Genomic DNA, 19,447 nt, shown 5'->3' on the forward strand with positions numbered 1-19,447 from the left:
ATGGATGTAAAAATCATCATAATCTTATTATTGATATTTGTAATTTTTTGTTTGTTAAAAAAAATTACCAACATAAAAAAAGAAATAAACAGTATTCAGGAAGTACTCGTTGATATAAAAAATGGTGATTACAATCGCAGAATTTTAATTAAGAAAAATGAAACTACAGAAAAGATCTGTCATGATATAAATGAGATAACTCTACAAAGTCAGAACAAGCTAATAGAACAAAAGCAGTCAGAACAGGCGTATAAATCACTTATGACAAGTTTGTCTCATGATGTGAAAACTCCTTTAGCATCTATGGTCGGGTATTTGGAAGCAGTGCAAGAGGGAATTGTTACGGGAGATGAGAAGGAAGAATATATAAAAATTTCTTTAAGTAAGGCACATTACTTGAAGGATTTTGTAGAAAAACTCTTTGATTGGGTAAAGTTGGATTCAGGAGAATGGAAGTTTTCTTTTGTAGATAAAGACCTGAATGAATTAACAAGAAATGTGATAAGCGACTGGATTCCTATTTTTGAAGAAAAACATATAAGTTATGAAATTGAAATTCCGGAACAGGAATTCTATATAAAGATAGATGAAAATGCCTATTTTAGGAGCTTAAACAATATTATAAACAATATTATTATTCACAGTAATTGTGATAGAGTACACTTGAAATTAGAAGAATCGGATACAAAAGCTACTTTGATGATTTTAGATAATGGAAATGGTATAAGTGAAAAGGACTTACCATATATATTTGATAGGATGTATCAGGCAGATAGTTCAAGATTAACAAAAGGATCGGGACTTGGCTTATCAATTGCTAAAGAATTGTTAAGAGTGAATAATGCCAAAATAAGGGTAAGTAGTATACCTAACATAAAAACTGTCTTTACTGTGGAGTTTGCAATGTAAGTAGCTGATTTAGAAAGCCCCTTTTGGGGCTTTTTTTATTGAAACAAGATAAAAACAAGGGTGTCGCAAGATTATGGCAAGGTTAATCATTTATAATATTTATTGTAAGGAGGTGCGATATGTTCTTGATAAAAGCTGAAATAAAAAAATGGAAGAGAAGTAAAATTTTGATAGGTATTATTATACTAACTGTTATCTTGAATTTGTTTGCAATTGAAAGAGCATTTTCAATTTCAAGAGAAAGTCCTATCATGGATAGTTTTGGAGACTTATATTGTTTAGCGTTTAAGAATATAACTTTTGTGTTCTTGCCAATCGTAATTGGAATGATTTCTACAATGTTATTTTTTGACGAAAGGAAGAATGACACTTTAAAGAATGTACTAATAACTTCGGTTAGTAGATTTGAAGTATTTTTTGCGAAATTTATTTTGATAGAATTACTGACTATATTTTTGATGGTATTAACATATATGTCATCAGTTTTGGGTGCAGTATTAAGTGCCGGATTCGTAGATTTTAATTTAATTACATTAAAAGAGGCAGCAATATTATATATGCTTGCAGCTTTATTAATTCCGATTGCAATGCTTCCGGTAATTTATATTGCTACTTTTTCTAAGAGTTATGTTTTACCTATTTCTATGTGCTTGCTTTATTTAGGAATTGGGATATTTGGAGCTTCGATATTAGTTCATATACATCCGCTTGCAAGTTTATTAGGGGTTTATCAAAATGTATCATCGGCTGCCAAAGAAATGGTAGAAAATAGTATAGGTGGATATTCGTTAAATGCATCGCAGTTTAGTTGTTTGTTACATATTTTAACAATTGGAACACTATTTTTTGTGTTCTCTATAAAATCTATGAAAAGACAAAATTATTAAGGAGAAAAAAGAAAATGAAAAACTATATTATTGAAACAAAGAATTTAACAAAAGTGTATGGAGAACAAAAGGCTGTAAATTCGGTAAATTTACACATTGAAAAAGGTTCTATATACGGGCTATTAGGACGAAATGGAGCAGGAAAGACCACTATTATGAAGATGATACTGGGACTTACTGATATTACGAATGGTGAAGTAAGTGTTTTTAACCAAAATATAAAAGGTAATGAGAAAAAGATTTATCCAAGAATTGGTGCGATTATTGAAACACCCGGATTTTATCCTAATCTTACAGGGACGGAGAATTTGGAAATATTTGCACTGCTTAGAGGAACGGCTTTCCCTGATGCGGTAAAAAATGCTTTAGAAGTAGTTGGCTTACCACATAAAGATAAGAAACTATTCGGAAATTACTCTTTAGGAATGAAGCAGAGACTTGGGATTGCTAATGCAATTTTACATGATCCAGAGGTTTTAATTTTAGATGAACCGACAAATGGCTTAGATCCCATTGGAATAGCGGAAGTTAGAAATTTTATAAAAGATTTAAGTATAAAAAAAGGAAAGACAATTTTAATCTCCAGTCATATTTTATCTGAAATAACACTTCTCGCTGATACAGTTGGCATTATAGATAAAGGGGTTCTTTTAGAAGAAAGCAGCATGGAAGAATTAAATAAAAAAATAGAAAGTATATTATGTTGGAAGTGTCTGATGTATCAAAGACGACTATTGTGTTGGAAAAAGAGTTCGGAATAACCAACTATTCTGTTGAAGATAATAATCATGTAAAGATATATAGTCACGGATTAGATATGGCAAAAATTAATAAGTCATTAGTTATGAATGGAATATCGGTGGCTTCATCACAAACCTGTAATGATTCTTTGGAAGATTACTTCAAGAAGATAACCGGAGGAGAGGGAATTGCTTAATTTAGTTAAAGTAGAGTTTCTTAAATTGAAAAGGAAAAAGATTGTTTGGATGATGTTTCTGGCAACACTCTTAATGCCATTGCTTGCCACTATATACTTTGGGAATATAGACCTTTCAGACAATGCAATGAAATATTTCAAATGGACAATCTTTAGTTATAATTTATGGCTGATTTTACCAATTATATTAGGAATATTTTCCACAATGATTGTGTCTATGGAGTATGAAAATGACACTTTTAAAGCATTATGGATTGTTCCGATACAAAAGACGAAGCTTTTAATTAGCAAATTTATAATTGTGTTTTTATATACTTTAGTCTTTATGGGTTTATCAATTCTCTTTACACTTCTTTTTGGAAGAATTATTCATCATATAGAGATGGATCATTTTTTGTTGATTTTTCTCATTAGAAAGTGTTTTGAGATTAGTGGACTTTTATCAGTTTCCATGCTGCCTATTTTATCTATCGCATTTTTAACAAAAAAATACATTTTACCGATTTGCATTACGATTGTTTATGCCTTTTCGGGATTTGTAATTTTAATGGTTAATATGTATATACACCCATTATCAAGCTCTACAGCAATTGTTTTGAGGGATGTCCCGGGAATAATATTAAATCAGGATATAAATATATTTTATTCTCTTCTTTGTATAGGGATATGGGTCGTCGGATTTACAATAGTTACAAAATTATTATTGAAAAGGAGAGGATGGTAAATGAAGACACTTTTATTAGCTGAATATAAAAAACTTCACAGATCAAAATTGATATTTTTGCTTGTATTTGCACTCATAATGACTTTGGGAGTTGTTTTTCTTCAAGGACAATTTACATTTAGTGGGGAAAAGTATATAGACACATTTGGATGGTATATTTTACAGGTGCATTCTTTGACCACATATTTTGTCTTGCCAAGTTTGATAGCATTGTTTGGAGGATATATTATTTGTCGTGAGGAACAAGAAGATGTACTGAAATCATTAAGGCTAATACCGATAGACGAGAGTAATATGATTACTGCAAAAATGATAATTACTCTATTAGGTAGTATTTTTGTTTATTTAATACTATTTACGGCATCCTTAATTATAGAAGCGGTATTGCATTTACACGCAGTAAATATGAGTGAAGTAGTTCACTATTTTGTTGTATATGTATTAACTGGAATAAGCGTTTTTATGGTAATATCTCCAATTATTGCACTTATTGGACTTGTTAAAAGGAGCTACTGGATAGCTCTGATTATCGCTGAGATATACTCTTTTGTGGGAATATTTTTTGCCTCAAAGGAAATTGTAAGAGCCATTTATCCAATATCATCTGTGTTTATTTTGTCAGGAGCGTATGAAACATCCATGTTGGAATTTGCGATTAGTGTACTTGTAAATTTTGGTTGTTGCTTTATTTCATATAAAATATTAAAGGGCATGAAAGTTGGCAAAAAGAAAAGAATTAGCAAAAGAATATAGTTGGAAAAATAAGTTGAAAGTAATTTTAAAAAGAGGAGAGGACACTATCTCTCCATCTCCTTATCCATATAAATTCCGTAATTTTTTCGTATCTTATAAAACTCATCCATAGTGGATTTTGAGGAAGAATACTCTTGCATAAGGGTGTTCTTTTTTTCTTGTAATTTATCGAGGTTTGATAGTATTTCTTTTGTGTTTGGCAGTTTTTTATAGTTTTCTAAAATTTCTTTAGCAGCTATTTTGTAGACGGAAAGTTCGCTATAATATTCTTCTGCAAATTGTTTGTCCTCAGGATTTTTCTTGTGGTATTTATATATTTCACGATACTTATTTATAGTATTTATATTTTCCATATCTTGGGATAAACTCTTCATTTCAGTTTCAATTTTCTTTCTTTTGTCTTCTAAGCTCTTAAAAGCAAAAGAACAAGTAAAGAGTCAAGGTAAGGATAAAAAGTCCATATTAGGGCAAATAAAAAGCTTTAAGACAGACGAGAAAGCTAAATCAAATAAGAAAGACCATAGCAAAGGTGCAGAGAGATAAATACCGGCAGTCTTCGGACTGCCTTTATTTTTTTGCTATATTTTAATAGATTGTATAATGACGTTATATAATTATTATAGATATTAATACACAAAAGTTAGCTGAAATTAAATCTTAATGTATCTATAATATTATTGAATGCTGAAGTTAAAATACAAACACAAAAAGTTTACGATACATTAAAATTTGTAATTTGCAATAGGATTTAATGTATAATTTTAATAGATCCTTTTTTCGGAATTAAGAAAATCGAATTGTATATATAAAGATTATCAGATTAAAATTTAAAAGGAGGTCAAGATGAAAAAACAAAATTTAATTTTAATTATTCATATATTATTGCAAGTTGTTTTGTTTATTCCCATAGCAGCACTTATAAGATATCAGCAGACATTAGATATTGGGATTTTAATAGTATTTTTACTAAGTGTTATAAACTTTTTAGCTTATATTATATGCGTGCTAAATACTGAAAAAAATTATATACTGATGCATAGCTTGGTTGTTGAATTATTTATTACTTTCATTTTTTCACAAGATTTAATATTAAGAAATCTTTCGATAGGAAAGTATATCGAACTATTAATCTATAGCTTGATACTATTTGCAAGTTTCAATCTTTTAAGCTCATCGAGTAGAATTAAGTTCGTTCCATTAATTACAACAATGGGGATTATCATATCAATAATAGTGATGAAATTTAATACTTATTTGGCATCTTCAATATTCAATTATATTGTGATTATTTTATTATTGACTCCAATCATATTATATTCAAAGGATAAAATATTCGAAAATATGAAAGTAAGACAATTATAATATTGCAAACTTTATTTATAATAGCTTTTTTCGTATACAAGAAGTATGAATCTGAGGGACTTATTTCTATAAGTGAGTATCAACTATTTACATGTATCTTCATTGAGTCTATATTACTGTATAGGATTGGTAAGACAAAAATCAAAAGCGGTTTATTATTTTTCTCCCGTTCTTTGAAAAAATATTTCCTGAATTTATAATTTTGTTTCTAATGCTCTACTTTACATTATTATCTTTTTCGGGAGTTATAGTATTTTCTTTAAGCTTTTTCATGTTTTTGGTATCATTTAGCTTGTTCGAAAAACATAAAAAATCCAATTATATAACTTTTGAGGAGATGTTGGATAACTATTATGTTGAAAAACATAGAAATTTAGAAATTGAAAAACTGAATACTCTAAGGATACAGACATTTTTACATGATGATATTCTACAGATTATAATAGCTATAAGAAGGTGGATAGAGGATAATCTTTCAGGATCTGGCAAAAAATACATTATAGAAAATCTGGATAAGTTAAACAATCTGATTCGCCATGAAATAAATTCATTCAATCCAATGCTAAATGATTATAGCTCTTTATATGACGCATACAACAGACTTATAGTAGATATAGAAAACATGTATTTAGATAATGAAATGCTTATAGAATTTGAATGTGATAGAAACATAGATTTGCCTAGTCCATATGCTGAGTTAATTTATAAATGCATTAATGAATTATTGATAAATTCATTAAAACATTCAAAAGGATACAGTACGGATATTGTTCTTATAAATTTAGAAGATAAAATTTATCTTACCATAAAAATTATGGAGATTATTTAGAAGATGAAGAAAAATAGTAGAGGGAAATATAGGATTAAATATATTAAGATTGAACTTAAGAGAATATGATGGAAAATTTGATTTCGATTTTTCCAATAACCAAAATGAACTAGATGAATCGTTTGTAGAATTTAAAATAGAAGTTCCAATAGAGAGGAGTGTAGTAAATGAAAATCTTATTAATAGAAGATCATAAGATGGTTGCAACTTCTTTAAAAATGAGCTTAGAGACGGACGAATCTATTTCTGTAGATATAGTAAATGATGTTAAAGAACTTAGTATAAATGAATCCGTATTTAACTATGACTTATTACTTATAGATATTAATTTGACAGGAATAGAAGGAACAATAAATGGTTTAGATCTAGCTGAAAAATTAATAGAAAAGTATGAGGAAATTAAAATTGTTATCTTAACTGCATATAAATTAGACTTTTATATTAAAAGAGCAAAAAGAATTGGATGTAAAGGATTTATTTCCAAAGAAGAAGAGACATCTAAACTAATAGAAAATATAAAATCTATCGCCTTGAAAGGCAAAGCGATCTTTCCAGAAGATAATCATATGTTAGAACCATTAACAAAAAGTGAAATTCATATAGTTAAACTATATTCAAACGGACTATCAAGGAAAGAGTTAGCTAAACAACTAAATACAAATGTAAGAAGTCTGGCAGTATCTTTATCACGAATATATCAAAAGTTAGGTGTTAGAAATTATCAAGAAATGATAGATAAAGTGCGTGAGTTAGGATATGTTGATTCATTTTAGAGACAAGCATTAGAATTTTATAATTCTAGTGCTTTTTTATTCACAAAAGTTAGCTGAAATAGAATTCAAAAAATATAAAATTAGGGAAAGGTGGAAATTAATAACATTTAAGGTTGGTAAAGCAATGAATTATTCTAGTAAACTGAAAAAATAAATAAAAATAGTTGGGAATAACTAAAGAATAAGAACTAAAGACTTTAGATTTTAATGAAGTATAAGTTTGTGTCAATGCTGCTGATAGTAAACGATTTATAGTATGTATGATTATTTTGATGATACAATTGTGAATCAACAGATAAATAGATTTTCAAATTTAAGGAGGATGTTTAATGACTTTAATTATAGATAAAGTGAAAAAATATACAAACAAGGAGAAGTAGAAGTCAAAGCAGTAAATGATGTAAGTTTTACTGTTAAGGAAGGAGAATTTTTATCTATTATTGGAGATAGTGGTTCGGGGGACAGTGATATAATGATGACAGATACAATAAATCCATTAAAATCAAAGTTTAAAGGCTTCCACAAAACTTTTAAACAAGACGATTTAGGATTAAGTCTGTCATCTTTTTATTAAATTAGCAAAAAGAAAAGAAAACATAAGTAATAAGGATTGAAGAGAATATGATAATATTTAGAAATTTTTTCAAAATCATATTGTTTCCTATTAGTATAGCGTTAAGTATCATCACTCTATTTTTAACGTTTGTATTAGGACTTAGTACAATATTTTTTAAACTGATTTCATTTATCGCTATTATGGGATTTTTGGGATCTGTTTATCATGGAGAAAAAGCACTCGCTATAGAGGCAATTATACTAGCATATCTTTTTAGTCCTTATGGTTTACCAGTGCTAGGATATTTTATTATAGAAGTGATAGAAGAGGTGAATGAAAGAATAAAAGCAATTTAAATATAAAAATAAATAGATTAAAACGATGAAAAAGAGATAGCAAAATCAAAGCTATCTCTTTTTATATGAAAAGAAAGGGGGTTATGATGAAAGAAATAGTTAAATTTGAATACTATTATGGCAATGAAGCAGAACAATATTCATTTTTTAGGATTCCCAAAACTTTATTTACCGACTTAAATTTTAAAAAACTATCCGTAGAAGCAAAAATTCTTTATGGAATTCTACTCGATAGAATGAGCTTGTCAATTAAGAATAAATGGTTAGATGAAGAAAACAAGGTATACATCATCTATACCATAGAAGAAATTATGGAAGTATTAAATTGGGGGAGAAATAAATCGGTCAAAGTAATGAAAGAAATTGAAGAGATAGGATTATTAGAAAAAAAGAGGTTAGGACTTGGAAAGCCAAATTTACTCTATGTAAAGAACTTTATTTACACAGAAAATAATAAAACTACAGAAGTTTCAAAAGCAAACCTCAAGAAGTTTAAAAAACAAACTTCAGGAAGTTTAGAAAACAAACCTCAAGAAGTTTCAAAAGAGGACTCTAATAATACTAATATTAATAATACTAAAACTAATAATACTGATTTTAATAATACCACCCCATATCCCCTTAGAAAAGCTAGGAGAAAAATCAAAAAAAACTTTGGAGGAGGAAGAATTAAAAGAAACTATAAAAAAGAATATATCTTATGAAACCTTTGAAAAAGTAAGAATAGAAGAAAAGAAGCAAGTAGATGTAATGATAAATGTACTTGTAAAGGCATTAACTAGCTTTACAAAGATTAAAATAGGAGGGATGCATATATCCAATGAAAATTTTAAAGAAAGATTTCTAAGTCTTAACTATAAACACATAGACTATGTTTTGAAATACCTAAGAGAAAATGCTCCAAAGGATATTAAAAACATTAATGCCTATCTACTGACTCTCTTATACAATGCAGATGAAAATATTAGAAACATAGAAGTCATAAAGAGAGAAGATCAGAAAAGAGAAAATTATGACTATAGTAATGATGAGGATATCTGGAGAGAAATTTTAAATACTTGATAGGAGATGAGTATATGGAGTTAATAAAAGAAATCCTAGAACAGAAAATAAAAAATGCAGAAACAAATAGTCCATCAAATGATGAAGAAAATAGGAGTTATATAGATCAAGAAACAGGATTAAAATATTGTGCAAAATGTAAAACACCAATTGAAAAAGAAATAGACTTCTTTGGAGAAATAAAAAAAGTTGGTATTTTATGTCAATGCAAAAAGAAAGACAAAAATTAGAGGAAGAAAAAAGAAAAGAAAATAAAAGGCTTTTAAAAATTGAACACTTAAAAAAAGAGTGTTTTTCTGATCCTATCTTATTAAATTGGAATTTTAAAAATATGGACAAAGATAGTGAGCATGAAAAAGTAGCAAAAAACTATGTGGAAAAATTTGATGAAATATATGAAAATAATATAGGATTAATTCTCACAGGGAATGTGGGATGTGGAAAAACATATCTTGCAAGTTCTATAGCAAATGCTTTACTAGAAAAAGAAATATCAGTTAAAATGACAAATTTTTCAGTAATTTTAAATGATATGACCAACTTTGAGATTGATAAAAGCAAGTATATAGATAACCTAAATCATAAGAAACTATTAATTATTGATGATTTTGGAATGGAAAGAGATACAGATTTTGCAGCTGAGCATATCTTTAACATAATAGATAGTAGATATAGAAGTTGGAAACCTCTAATTATAACAACAAACTTAAATATATCAGCTTTAACTAATCCTGAAACTATAAAAGATAAAAGAATTTACTCAAGGATACTTGAAATATGCAGTCCCATTATATTTACAGGAGAAAATAGAAGAATAGAAAAATGAAGGAGAAATCAAAATTAGCCTATGAAATATTAAAAAAGAATGAAAGTAGGTGAGTGAATGCAAAATGATGATATAAATAGCAGAACAATAGCCATAGTAAAAAAAGCAAGTATAGTAACAGCCAAGCAAGTTATAAATTTGATGAAGAAAATATTAGAAATAAATAAACATAAAGCGCAGACAGAACAGTCAAGACCCTTAGAAAAATTTAAAAAAGTAAAAGTAAAAGACCTTGTAAAAAAAGGTAAAGTAGAAACCTTAGAATTAAATGACATAGACTTAAAAGCATTGAAAAAAGAACTAAAAAGATATGGCGTGAAATTTTCCATAAAGAAAGATTTAGAAAATGGAAACAACATTATCTTTTTTCAAGCAAAAGATATAAAAGTAATGGAACAGGCTTTTAAAAAGACAGTCCAGAAATTTACTAAAGATAAGTCAAGAAAAAGGAAATCTGTAATAGAAAGGCTTAATAACTTCAAGGATAAAGTCAAAGATACTATTGACAGTGATAAGGTTAAACATAAGCATCAGGAACAAAGTTTATAATAAAAATACTTGGCTATATATAATATAGATGATGAGAAGGCATGAATAGCCTTATTGTTGGATACTATGAAAAGAAGATGGGAGCCATCCAGTAGAAGAATTTCTCTTATCTATAGATAAAAATGAGAGAAGAAGCATTAGGAAAGAAACTAAAAGCTACCTTTGAAAGTAAAGTATAAGTGTATGAAATGAAGAAAAATATTTGCCCAAAATGTAAAAGAAAGATGAAACAACAATTTATAGGATTACTACATTGCAAGTGTGGTATAAGCTATCATAAAGATTTAGGATATTTTAAAAGAAATGAAAATATGATGTTTGTCTTGGAAAGAAAAAGATAGGTAAAAAATAAAACAAGTTCCAGTAATAAGATATAAAAAGATAAATAGGATAAATAAGATGCTAATGGGTAGAGAAATCTACTCTTTTTTATGGAGAGGAAGTGATTGATTCGAAAATACTAAATGAAATAATAAAAGATATAAAAAATGTTTTTAAGATAAGAGATAAGAAGAAATTTGTATTAGAAAATTTTCCTTACCTCTTATTTTTTTATATAGGAAATATCTTTACAAGCCATGTCAACTCTTATATAGGAGGAGATATAATAGATAGAATTCTAGTAGCTTTTAGTCAAATAGATACTTTAAACTATATTCCATCATTAAAAATAAAAACCTGATACCTGGTCTAATTCTATCAGTAGTTATTAAGATAATCCTTATACAGAAAAAGAAAAAAGCAAAAAAGTTTAGAGAGGGCAGAGAATATGGATCGGCAAGATGGGGAAATGAGAAAGACATTGAGCCATACATTGACAGGAAGTTTGAAAACAATGTGCTACTAACTCAAACTGAAAGACTTACCATGAACAATAGACCTAAAAATCCAAAATATGCTAGGAATAAAAATGTATTGGTAATTGGAGGTTCTGGTAGTGGTAAAACAAGGTTCTTTGTAAAGCCAAATCTCATGCAAATGCACTCTTCATATGTAGTGACCGATCCAAAAGGAACATTAGTCCTAGAATGTGGGAAAATGTTGGAAAGAAATGGATATGAGATAAAAATACTAAACACAATAAACTTTAAAAAATCCATGAGATATAATCCCTTTGCATACTTGAAAAGTGAAAAAGATATACTCAAATTAGTGCAGACAATCATTGCAAACACAAAGGGAGAGGGTGAAAAAGCAGGTGAGGATTTTTGGGTGAAAGCAGAAAAACTCTACTATACAGCTCTTATTGGATATATCTTCTATGAAGCTCCAAGAGAAGAAAAGAACTTTGCAACACTACTGGATATGATAGATGCAAGTGAAGTAAGAGAAGAAGATGAAAATTTTAAAAATGCAGTAGACTATATGTTTGAAGCATTAGAAAAAGAAAAGCCAAACCATTTCGCAGTAAAGCAATATAAAAAGTACAAACTTGCTGCTGGAAAAACAGCGAAGTCTATTCTTATTTCATGTGGAGCAAGACTTGCTCCTTTTGATATTCAAGAGCTTAGGGACTTGATGAAAGAAGATGAACTTGAGCTTGATACACTGGGAGAAAAGAAAACAGCTTTATTCGTTATAATATCAGATACAGATGATACATTTAACTTTGTAGTATCAATAATGTACTCACAATTATTTAATCTATTATGTGATAAAGCAGATGACGAATACGGCGGAAGACTTCCAGTTCATGTGAGATGCCTACTTGATGAATTTGCAAATATCGGCTTAATTCCTAAATTTGAAAAGCTTATTGCAACTATTAGAAGTAGAGAAATATCAGCTTGTATAATATTACAAGCACAATCACAACTAAAAAGCATCTATAAAGATAATGCCGATACTATAGTTGGCAATTGTGACTCAACACTCTTTCTAGGAGGAAAAGAAAAAACAACATTAAAAGAATTATCTGAAAGTTTGGGAAAAGAAACAATAGACCTATATAACACATCGGAAACAAGATCAAATCAAAGGAGTTTTGGTTTAAACTATCAAAAAACTGGAAAAGAATTAATGAGTCAAGATGAGATAACTGTAATGGATGGTGGGAAATGTATTTACCAATTAAGAGGAGTTAGACCATTTCTTTCAGATAAATTTGACATAACCAAACATAAGAATTATAAGTTCCTTGAAGATTATGATAAGAGAAATATATTTGACATAGAGAAATACCTACAGAGAAAAGATGAGGTTAAGTTAAAAGAGAGTATGGTAGTTGAAATATTAGATGAATAAATTTAAAATTAAATAAGAAGTAAGATAGATATTTAGGAAAGATTAAAAGAAAATACTTGACAAAAAATATTTTATAACATATAATAATTTCAACAGCACCCGACACGCCTCTTAACAATGCGGACCAAGTCGGGTCATTTGATTTTAGGAGAAAAAATGAAAAAATTCATCAAGAACCGATTAGTATAGAAAATCAAGTAAAAATTTAATAGACTTAGGACTTTTAGTAGAAGATAAAACTTATGCTAAGAAAATTCTTGGAAGAATATCCTATTACAGGCTGATTAAAGCTTATAGTATCACATTAAAAAAGATGGAAGATATATATCAGGAATAAGTTTTGAAGATATTGTAAGTTTATATAAATTTGATAGAGAACTTAGACAACTCATATTTGAAATAATAGAACATATTGAAGTTTCTTTAAGAGCAGTTATCACAAACTATTTTTCTTTAAAATATGGAAATTTTGGCTACAAAGATTTGTCAAATGTGGGAAAATATAAAAACAGATATAAAGAAGCATTAAATGATTTAGAAAGAGAAACAAAAAGAAATAGACGCTCACCATTTATAAAAAACTTTAAAGACAATTATGAAGGTGGAGAAATTCCGCTCTATGCAGTGATAGAAGTAGCAAGTTTTGGAACTTTATCTAAAATGTATAAAAATATGAAAAATGAAGATAAAAGTAAAATTGCAAAAGTCTTTCATACAGACTACCATTACTTTGAATCTTGGATAGAAAATTTTGCCTATATAAGAAATATATGTGCCCATTATGGCAGGCTATATGGAGCAAAGCTTACAAAATCACCAAAGCTATATAAAGAATATTTAAAAAAGAATATTTCAAACAATACAATATTTGCTACATTAGTTAATCTTAAAATAGTTTCTGAAGAAGAAAATTACAAAAAATTTTATCATGATCTAACGGAACTAATAGCAAGATATGAAAATATTGAACTAAGGCATGTTGGCTTTATAGAAAACTGGAAAGAATTACTAAAACCATAAAATTAAATAGAGAAATTTACACCGAAAAAACATTTCGGTGTTTTTTTATTCCCAAAGGAGGAAGAATGAAATATATACGAGATGAGCCGAAAAATAAGATACAGAGAAAAATGAAATATTAATGAATTAGAAGTAGAAGCGATAGAGAAAACTATCGCTTTTTTTATGGAATAAAGGAGATAGAACAAATGGAAAGAGAAATGCTAAATATTAATGGAAATCTAGTAGGAGAAATAAAAACAACTGCAATAGATACAAAGGAAGGAGAAAAAGAGGTAGCTAACTTCACAATAGTTAGGAAGAACAAAGAAGAAGGAAAGGTTAAAAAAGAATATATCTACTGTAATCTCTACGGGGAAAAGGCAAAAAGTGTGAAGGAATTTAAAAGTGGAGAATACATCCATATTTTTGGATATTTTAAGGAAACAAAAAAGAAGACAAGACATTTAAAAATTTTATAGTAAAGCACATAAATAAAATTGAAAAAGAAGAAAAGAGGAGGAAATATAAATGGAATTTTTTACACAGGCAGTAAATGTATTAAAGATTTTAGTTATGGCAGTAGGTGCAGGACTTGGAGCATGGGGTGTAATTAACCTGATGGAAGGTTATGGTAATGACAATCCGGGTGCAAAATCTCAGGGCATTAAGCAGCTTATGGCGGGAGGGGGAATTGTACTCATAGGTTTAAAACTAATACCGCTATTAGCAAACGTGTTAAAATAAAATGTTTAATATAGTAGATAAGATCAAAGAGTTTTTTTCGGAGATACTTATTGATATGATCAAGGAAAATTTAAGCGGAATGCTCCTTGATATAAATGACAAAGTATCAACGATAGCAAATGAGGTAGGAAAGACTCCGAGTGGATGGAACTCGGAGGTTTTCCACTTCATAAAGTCTATTTCAGAAAATGTTATACTTCCCATAGCAGGTCTTATCATAACGGCTGTACTATGTATTGAATTAATTCAAATGGTAATGAACAAAAATAATATGCATGACACAGATACCTTTGATTTTTTAAATATATGATAAAAATGTGGATAGCAGTATGGCTTGTATCTCATGCTTTTGACTTTTCTATGGCAGTATTTGATGTGGCACAGAATTTAATAGGAAAGGCAGCAGGTGTGGCAAATGCTAGTGCAAAAGTTTCTCCAGGTGATATAGCTAATATGGTAGATAGCCTAAAAGGAGAGTCAATAGGAAAATTAATGACTATAGTACTAGAGACATCAATTGTAAAGATGATAATTCAAGGGATATCAATACTAATTACAGTTATTCTATACGGCAGGATGATAGAAATATATATTTATACTTCAGTTTGCGCCATACCTTTTGCCACAATGGGTAATAAAGAATGGGGAAGTATTGGAACAAACTATATAAGAGGGCTCTTCGCACTTGGCTTGCAAGGTTTATTCCTACTTATATGCGTAGGAATTTATGCCGTACTTGTTAAGACTTTAAATATATCAGACATACACAAAAGTATTTTTGAATTACTAGGATACACCTTAATACTTGGTATAACTATGATGAAATCAGGAAGTATTGCAAAATCAATTTTAAATGCTCATTAATAAAAAAGGAGAAGATGATGAAAATTAGAAGAAAAAAGGACAAAAAATTAATTTAAAAACACTTGGAACAATAGGACTCCCAATACTTTTAATAGGGGGATATATTACAAGAGAAATACAAAATAGAATGATTATAAGAAAAACATTGGAAGTTTTAGATAATAGAGAAGAAACGAATGAAAAAGTCTTAGAAATAGCAGTGAATATGGGAAAATCATTAGAAGATCTGAACAGAGAAGACATATATGGCTTTTACTTAGAGGGTTTAGAATAATGGCTTATGTAAATGTCCCAAAGGACTTAACAAAAGTAAAAACAAAGGTAGCTCTAAATCTAACAAAAAGACAATTAATTGGCTTTACAATTGCAGGTCTAATAGGCTTTCCAGTATATTTAATGGTAAAAAAAGTGCTGCCTAATGACCTATCTATGTTAATTATGATAGGTGTGTCTTTTCCTATAATATTTGCAACTCTTTATGAAAAGGACGGGATCTATTTTGAAAAATATTTAAAGTATATTATAGATAAGAAAAGACAGACAAGTATAAGGATATACAAGACAGAATGTATTTATGATATAAAGAAACAAAGAAAGGAAAGGAGTAAATGAATCAAATACAGAAAAAACAACAGAAAAAATTAAATCAAGAAAAAGAAATTTAAAAAAACAAAAAGAAGATTTAAAAAGCATTAGTATAAGTCAAAAAAAGATGAAAAAAGCAAATATTTCTAAAGAAAAAGGAAAGCCCAAAAAGAAGCTTTCCTTTTTGGTGGGAAGAAGAAAAAGAGCGTTCAGGAAACAATCCCTTATTTAAGAATGTTGAGAAATGGGATTTGCCAAGTTGAGAAGAACAAATTTAATAAAATGATACGTTTTTTAGATATTAACTACCAGCTTTCAACAGAAGAAGATAAGGAAAGTATATTTAATGAATTTTCAAGTTTTTTAAACTATTTTGATCCAAGTGTTGATATAGAACTTTCATATATTAATCGCATAGGAAAAAATGAAGAAGTAGAAAAAAACATCAATGTTCCGGATAGAAACGATTCATATAATGAAATACGAAAAGAGTACAGGGAAATGCTAAAAAATCAGAGTCAAAAAGGAAATAATGGACTTACTAAATATATGTATATAACCTTTAGCTTACAAGCACAAGATTTAAAAGAGGCAACTACAAGACTTGAAAGAATGGAAATGGATATATTAAATAACTTTAAGCAGATGGGAGTAAAAGCTTATGTATTAAGTGGATATGAAAGGTTAAAGGTTATTCACGATATCTTAAATCCAAATAAGAATTTTGTTTTTTCATTTGAAGACCTAAAATATAGTGGACTATCTACTAAGGATTATATAGTACCAGCATCATTTAACTTTTCATCTAACAATCAATTTAAAATTGGAGAATACTTTGGAGAAGTAAACTTTCTACAAATTCTAGCACCTGAATTATCAGATAGATTATTATCAGAATTTTTAGGAGTTGAAGAAAATATGATTGTAACATTTCATATAAATTCCATTGATCAAACAGAAGCTATAAAGATGATTAAAAGAAAAATAACAGACTTGGATAAAATGAAAATTGAAGAAAATAAGAAGGCTATAAGATCAGGATATGATATTGATATTCTTCCAAGCGATTTAATTACCTATGGTAATGATGCTAAGAAACTGTTAGTAGAACTTCAAAATCATAATGAGAGAATGTTTGTCATAACTATTTTGTTTACAAATATGGAAAAAAGTAGAAAGAAATTGAGTAATATAATTTTCAACTAAATTCAATAGCAGGTAGACATAATTGTGTATTGAAAAATCTTAACTATAGACAGGAACAAGGACTAATTTCCTCCCTGCCACTCGGAAAAAATGAAATCGAAATAAAAAGAGGACTTACAACTAGCTCTACAGCAGTCTTTATTCCTTTTACAACAGAAGAGCTGTGCTTAGAAGGAGAGAGCTTATACTACGGATTAAATGCTTTAAGTCGTAACATTATTATGACAGATAGAAAGCTTTTAAAGAATCCAAACGGTTTAATACTTGGAACGCCTGGTAGTGGTAAATCTTTTTCGGCTAAAAGAGAAATTACCAATGCTTTTTTAATCACACAAGATGACATCATTATATGTGATCCGGAAGGGGAGTATGGAAATTTAACTAAGGCACTAGGTGGAGAAGTTATAAAAATATCGCCAACAAGTAAGGATTATATAAACCCGTTGGATATAAATGTAGACTATGCCGATGAAGACAATCCCTTATCTTTAAAGTCTGACTTTATTCTTTCACTGTTTGAACTTGTAGTAGGAAAGGAAGGGTTAAGTGCAGAAGAAACTTCAGTAATTGATAGATGTCTTCCAATATTATATAAGAATTACTTCGACAATCCTATTCCTGAAAATATGCCAATTTTAGAAGATTTATATAATTTACTTTTAAAACAAGAAGAAAAGGTAGGGAAAAAATTAGCAGTAGAAATGGAAATTTATGTCAAAGGTAGTCTTAATGTATTTAACCATAGGACTAATGTAGATACAGGCAATAGAATTCTTTGCTATGACATTAAGGAATTAGGAAAGCAACTTAGAAAAATAGGTATGTTAATTGTTCAAGATCAAGTATGGAACAGAGTAACTATTAATAGGAATAAGAAGGAAACCAGATATTACTGTGACGAATTCCATTTGCTTTTAAGAGAAGAACAAACAGCCTCATATTCCATAGAAATCTGGAAAAGATTTAGAAAATGGGGTGGGATTCCAACAGGATTAACACAAAATGTAAAGGACCTTTTAGCCAGTCCTGAAATAGAAAATATATTTGATAACACAGATTTTATCTTAATGCTTAATCAAGCTAGTGGTGATAGGGAAATTTTAGCGAACAAGTTAAATATATCTCTTTATCAGTTATCCTATGTAACAAATTCCAATGAGGGAGAGGGATTACTATTCTACGGAAACACAATAGTACCTTTTGTAGATAGATTCCCTAAAGATACAAAATTGTATAAGTTAATGACAACTAAACCAGAAGAATTAAAGGAAGGGATAGAAATTGATAGACAGAGAGAAGTTAAAAACTAACTATATTATTAATTTAGATGCAATTTCTGCTCTAAAGGAATTTCCAGATAAAATATTTGATTGCTGTATTACATCTCCTCCATATTATGGACTTAGAGACTATAAAGCAGAAGGACAAATTGGAAGAGAAGAAAGTCCGGAGGAATATTTAAATAAATTAATTGAAGTCTTTAGAGAAGTAAAAAGAGTATTAAAAAAGAAGGAACACTTTGGGTAGTTATTGGAGATTCTTATGCAGGGACAAGAAGCAAAAAAGAATATAAAGATCCTAAAAACATAGAAGGAAGAAGTGGTCAAAAAGAGTTTATTACAGAAAAACTCAGTGGCTACAAGGCAAAAGATTTAATGGGGATACCTTGGCAACTAGCTTTAAAATTAAGAGAGGACGGTTGGTATTTACGAAGCGATATTATTTGGCATAAGGAAAATGCCATGCCTGAGTCTTGTAGAGATAGACCATCAAGGTCCTATGAACATATCTTCCTACTATCAAAAGCAAGAAAGTATTTCTATAACTTTGACGCGATGAAAGAACCAATAAAAGAAATAAGCAAGAAAAGATATATGAGGGCAAGAGGAAAAGATAATAAGTATTTACAAGAAGGTACAGGAGCTAAAAGACAGAGCATAAATGAAGCAAGAGAGTATGGAGAATATATAGGAGATAATGTCCCTAAGTTTAGAAACAATAGAGATATTTGGACTATTAACACCAGTGCATTTAAAGGAAAACACTATGCTGTATTTCCACCAAAACTGGTAGAACTTTGTATAAAAGCAGGATGTCCTAAAAAAGGCTTAATTATTGATCCCTTTATGGGTTCAGGAACTGTTGGAATGGTAGCTATTAGGATGGACAGAGAATATATTGGAATTGACATAAACAAAGACTACTGTCAAATAGCTAAAGAAAGGATTGAAAAAAATATGAAATAGGAGGTATATATGAAAAGAAAGGGAAAGTAAACC

12 protein-coding genes and 10 pseudogenes are annotated in these 19,447 nt (G+C 28.9%); 21 read left to right on the forward strand and 1 reads right to left on the reverse strand.

All coding sequences use genetic code 11. The features are described 5' to 3' along the window. From I6H46_RS06025 to I6H46_RS06045, 5 genes and pseudogenes are all read left to right on the forward strand, one after another. Nucleotides 1–909, forward strand: a complete 909-nt coding sequence (locus tag I6H46_RS06025; protein ID WP_019118536.1) for a sensor histidine kinase — start codon at nucleotides 1–3, stop codon at nucleotides 907–909. 119 nt (nucleotides 910–1,028) lie between these two features. Then, entirely contained in the window at nucleotides 1,029–1,796 is a 768-nt protein-coding gene (locus I6H46_RS06030) for an ABC transporter permease (protein ID WP_019118535.1), read from the forward strand. 14 nt (nucleotides 1,797–1,810) lie between these two features. Beyond that, a pseudogene (locus I6H46_RS06035) lies at nucleotides 1,811–2,733 on the forward strand (ABC transporter ATP-binding protein). Beyond that, nucleotides 2,726–3,457 carry an ABC transporter permease gene (locus I6H46_RS06040; protein ID WP_004835604.1) on the forward strand — a complete coding sequence of 244 codons (732 nt, stop codon included), beginning with the start codon at nucleotides 2,726–2,728 and terminating at the stop codon, nucleotides 3,455–3,457. The pseudogene I6H46_RS06035 and the gene I6H46_RS06040 overlap by 8 nt, the downstream one beginning before the upstream one ends. Next, nucleotides 3,458–4,210, forward strand: a complete 753-nt coding sequence (locus tag I6H46_RS06045; RefSeq protein WP_200225599.1) for an ABC transporter permease — start codon at nucleotides 3,458–3,460, stop codon at nucleotides 4,208–4,210. Between the two features lie 44 nt (nucleotides 4,211–4,254). Here I6H46_RS06045 and I6H46_RS06050 read toward each other — a convergent pair. Continuing rightward, nucleotides 4,255–4,623: pseudogene (locus I6H46_RS06050) on the reverse strand (mobilization protein); the annotation flags it as partial. Nucleotides 4,624–5,053: 430 nt separating this feature from the next. On the opposite strand from I6H46_RS06050, the pseudogene I6H46_RS10430 reads away from it, so the two are divergent. From I6H46_RS10430 to I6H46_RS06135, 16 genes and pseudogenes are all read left to right on the forward strand, one after another. Next, a pseudogene (locus I6H46_RS10430) lies at nucleotides 5,054–6,597 on the forward strand (hypothetical protein). Next, nucleotides 6,569–7,174 carry a response regulator transcription factor gene (locus I6H46_RS06060; protein ID WP_004838421.1) on the forward strand — a complete coding sequence of 202 codons (606 nt, stop codon included), beginning with the start codon at nucleotides 6,569–6,571 and terminating at the stop codon, nucleotides 7,172–7,174. The pseudogene I6H46_RS10430 and the gene I6H46_RS06060 overlap by 29 nt, the downstream one beginning before the upstream one ends. 621 nt (nucleotides 7,175–7,795) lie before the next feature. Further along, nucleotides 7,796–8,086 (forward strand): CD1845 family protein, encoded by a 291-nt coding sequence (locus I6H46_RS06070; protein WP_004838423.1) that lies wholly within the window; start codon nucleotides 7,796–7,798, stop codon nucleotides 8,084–8,086. An 86-nt stretch (nucleotides 8,087–8,172) separates the two neighbouring features. Continuing rightward, a pseudogene (locus I6H46_RS10435) lies at nucleotides 8,173–9,148 on the forward strand (replication initiator protein A). Between the two features lie 14 nt (nucleotides 9,149–9,162). Beyond that, nucleotides 9,163–10,027 (forward strand): annotated as a pseudogene (locus I6H46_RS06080) (ATP-binding protein). Nucleotides 10,028–10,031: 4 nt separating this feature from the next. After that, on the forward strand, nucleotides 10,032–10,523 hold the full coding sequence (locus I6H46_RS06085) for a PcfB family protein (protein WP_004838426.1): 492 nt from the start codon (nucleotides 10,032–10,034) through the stop codon (nucleotides 10,521–10,523). A 188-nt stretch (nucleotides 10,524–10,711) separates the two neighbouring features. Next, nucleotides 10,712–10,864 (forward strand): hypothetical protein, encoded by a 153-nt coding sequence (locus tag I6H46_RS06090; protein WP_200225602.1) that lies wholly within the window; start codon nucleotides 10,712–10,714, stop codon nucleotides 10,862–10,864. Nucleotides 10,865–10,965: 101 nt separating this feature from the next. Beyond that, nucleotides 10,966–12,767, forward strand: a pseudogene (locus I6H46_RS06095) (VirD4-like conjugal transfer protein, CD1115 family). 348 nt (nucleotides 12,768–13,115) lie between these two features. Next, nucleotides 13,116–13,787 (forward strand): Abi family protein, encoded by a 672-nt coding sequence (locus I6H46_RS06100; RefSeq protein WP_234287436.1) that lies wholly within the window; start codon nucleotides 13,116–13,118, stop codon nucleotides 13,785–13,787. 188 nt (nucleotides 13,788–13,975) lie between these two features. Next, nucleotides 13,976–14,248: a single-stranded DNA-binding protein gene (locus I6H46_RS06105; protein ID WP_456151195.1), complete on the forward strand. Its 273-nt coding sequence runs from the start codon at nucleotides 13,976–13,978 to the stop codon at nucleotides 14,246–14,248. Between the two features lie 49 nt (nucleotides 14,249–14,297). Beyond that, the gene (locus I6H46_RS06110) at nucleotides 14,298–14,513 is read left to right on the forward strand and encodes a Maff2 family mobile element protein (protein ID WP_000394208.1); all 216 of its coding nucleotides are present in this window, start codon (nucleotides 14,298–14,300) and stop codon (nucleotides 14,511–14,513) included. A gap of 1 nt (nucleotide 14,514) precedes the next feature. After that, a pseudogene (locus I6H46_RS06115) lies at nucleotides 14,515–15,377 on the forward strand (VirB6/TrbL-like conjugal transfer protein, CD1112 family). Between the two features lie 17 nt (nucleotides 15,378–15,394). Continuing rightward, nucleotides 15,395–15,651: pseudogene (locus I6H46_RS10530) on the forward strand (hypothetical protein). Continuing rightward, entirely contained in the window at nucleotides 15,651–15,989 is a 339-nt protein-coding gene (locus I6H46_RS06125) for a PrgI family protein (RefSeq protein ID WP_002838958.1), read from the forward strand. Before I6H46_RS10530 ends, I6H46_RS06125 begins: the two are co-directional and overlap by 1 nt. Continuing rightward, nucleotides 15,986–18,478 (forward strand): annotated as a pseudogene (locus I6H46_RS06130) (VirB4-like conjugal transfer ATPase, CD1110 family). The gene I6H46_RS06125 and the pseudogene I6H46_RS06130 overlap by 4 nt, the downstream one beginning before the upstream one ends. After that, nucleotides 18,450–19,414, forward strand: a pseudogene (locus I6H46_RS06135) (DNA-methyltransferase). Before I6H46_RS06130 ends, I6H46_RS06135 begins: the two co-directional pseudogenes overlap by 29 nt. Nucleotides 19,415–19,447: the final 33 nt, after the last annotated feature.

The sequence above is a fragment of the Anaerococcus obesiensis genome, from assembly GCF_016599815.1.
GTDB lineage: Bacteria > Bacillota > Clostridia > Tissierellales > Peptoniphilaceae > Anaerococcus > Anaerococcus vaginalis.

Excerpts from the sequence above, each read along its gene's own strand:
- I6H46_RS06030 (WP_019118535.1), top strand. The coding sequence starts at position 1,029 with ATGTTCTTGATAAAAGCTGAAATAAAAAAATGGAAGAGAAGTAAAATT.
- I6H46_RS06070 (WP_004838423.1), top strand. The coding sequence starts at position 7,796 with ATGATAATATTTAGAAATTTTTTCAAAATCATATTGTTTCCTATTAGT.
- I6H46_RS06025 (WP_019118536.1), top strand. The coding sequence starts at position 1 with ATGGATGTAAAAATCATCATAATCTTATTATTGATATTTGTAATTTTT.
- I6H46_RS06125 (WP_002838958.1), top strand. The coding sequence starts at position 15,651 with ATGGCTTATGTAAATGTCCCAAAGGACTTAACAAAAGTAAAAACAAAG.
- I6H46_RS06045 (WP_200225599.1), top strand. The coding sequence starts at position 3,458 with ATGAAGACACTTTTATTAGCTGAATATAAAAAACTTCACAGATCAAAA.
- I6H46_RS06090 (WP_200225602.1), top strand. The coding sequence starts at position 10,712 with ATGAAGAAAAATATTTGCCCAAAATGTAAAAGAAAGATGAAACAACAA.
- I6H46_RS06110 (WP_000394208.1), top strand. The coding sequence starts at position 14,298 with ATGGAATTTTTTACACAGGCAGTAAATGTATTAAAGATTTTAGTTATG.
- I6H46_RS06060 (WP_004838421.1), top strand. The coding sequence starts at position 6,569 with ATGAAAATCTTATTAATAGAAGATCATAAGATGGTTGCAACTTCTTTA.
- I6H46_RS06085 (WP_004838426.1), top strand. The coding sequence starts at position 10,032 with ATGCAAAATGATGATATAAATAGCAGAACAATAGCCATAGTAAAAAAA.
- I6H46_RS06105 (WP_456151195.1), top strand. The coding sequence starts at position 13,976 with ATGGAAAGAGAAATGCTAAATATTAATGGAAATCTAGTAGGAGAAATA.